The organism is Nocardioides sp., assembly GCF_031422975.1.
Taxonomy (GTDB): domain Bacteria; phylum Actinomycetota; class Actinomycetes; order Propionibacteriales; family Nocardioidaceae; genus Nocardioides.
Genome location: NZ_JANPEO010000208.1, coordinates 1 through 1,667, shown reverse-complemented (window position 1 = coordinate 1,667; position 1,667 = coordinate 1). Strand labels below are relative to the sequence as shown.

Sequence of the window (1,667 nt, the reverse complement as noted above, 5' to 3'; positions counted from 1 at the left end):
TGGTCGCGATGACCTGGCCGTTGCGGACGGTCAGCTTGTAGGTCACGTCGCGCACGCCGTCACGGCCCGCGCGGACGGTCTCGTCGTCGCCCACGTACAGCGAGGAGTCCTCGCGCTCGACGACGGTGTAGTCGATGGCCTCGTCCTTGACCCGCTTGGTGACGATGCGGATGTCGGTGAGGACGATCTTGTCGCCGTCTGTGATCTCGGTGTCGAGGCTGGGCGACACCTCGTCGTGCTTGGAGACCTTCACGTCGAGATCGTCGAAGACGTCGCCCACGGTCAGCGCCTTGAGCTTCGTCTGCTCGAACTCCTGCTTGCCGACCTTGACCTTGATGGTCTTGGGCGTGACGACCTCCAGGCGCAAGCCGCTGCGTGAGATCACGGCGTCACGACTGGTCGAGAGGTCTGCGGTCGAGAAGCCGCGACCGATCTCGCCCAGGGCGCTCGCCACGTCGGTGGAGTTCACCCAGTAGGTGCGCTCCTCGCCGTCAACACTCAGCTCGAGCGGGCGGCCGAACTGGACCGAGATGCGGCTGCCGTCCGCGACCGGCTCGTCGAGGGAGGGGGCCACGAGGTCCTTGTCGGTGATCTCAACGCCTTCGGCGGCCAGGACGTCAGCGACCGTGCCACCCATGGCGGTGACGGTCTCGGCCTGTCCGTCGAGGGACAGGGTCACCGACTTGCTGAGGGCTGCATAGCCCATCGTCGAGCCGCCGACGGCGACCACGATGACGGCCACGAGGGTCGCGAGAAGAGCCTTGGACTTGCTGAGGTGGGCGATGCGTGAACGCACGTTTCTCCGAACGTAGACCTGTCCGGGCCTCGGGGCGTCAGCGCGTCCGCGTGCAGCCTTGACCACCAGGTGCGATGGGGCGAGTTGCGAGCGGGGGACTCGCGGAGGGGCTCATACACCGCCTCCGGGCGCTGGCGAATCGTTCCCGATCCCGGCCAACAATCACAAGACGATAACGGTTCCGGTCGGTAGTGCAAAGTCGAAGCACCCGATTCGGGGCCGAACGTGTCCGGCATCTCGGCCGGGGTGAGCGCGGTCACACACGTCATTGCGGCCTCTACCAGGTGCCGCCGAAGGCCGCTTCCGTGTTGTCGTTGATCGCCCGACAGAGGGTCTCGAGGTCGCCTCCGCGGACCTGCGCCATGGCGCGCACGGTGTGCGGGACGAGGTAGGACGCGTTGGGCCGCCCGCGGAACGGGACCGGGGTGAGGTACGGCGCGTCGGTCTCGACGAGGATGCGGTCGAGCGGCGTGATGGCGAGCGCACTGCGCAGGTCGGCGGCGTTCTTGAAGGTGAGCGTGCCGGCGAAACTCAGGTGGGCCCCGCGGTCGAGGCAGGCCCGGGCCAGGTCGACGTCACCGGAGAAGCAGTGCATCACCCAGCGGTCGGGCGGCCCTTCCTCGTCCACGATCCGCAGCACCTCCTCGTGCGCGTCCCGGTCGTGGATGACCAGCGTCTTCTCGAGGCGCTTGGCGAGGTCGATGTGCCGCCGGAAGCTCTCCTGCTGGACCGCCAGGCCCTCCGCGCCGGTGCGGAAGTGATCGAGCCCGGTCTCCCCCACGGCCCGCACCTTGTCGTGGGCGCCGGCCAGCGCCTCGATCTCAGCCATCGCCGCATCCAGGTCCTCGACCCGAGGTGCTTCGTTGGGGTG

At 68.2% G+C, this 1,667-nt stretch carries 2 protein-coding genes; both read right to left on the bottom strand.

From position 1 onward, the window contains the following. Nucleotides 1-796, bottom strand: a 796-nt coding sequence (locus tag RMO85_RS06285; RefSeq protein WP_310527590.1) for a ubiquitin-like domain-containing protein, incomplete at its 3' end; no start/stop codon positions are given. A gap of 277 nt (nucleotides 797-1,073) precedes the next feature. Further along, on the bottom strand, nucleotides 1,074-1,667 hold a 594-nt coding region (locus tag RMO85_RS06280), incomplete at its 5' end, for a TatD family hydrolase (RefSeq protein ID WP_310527587.1).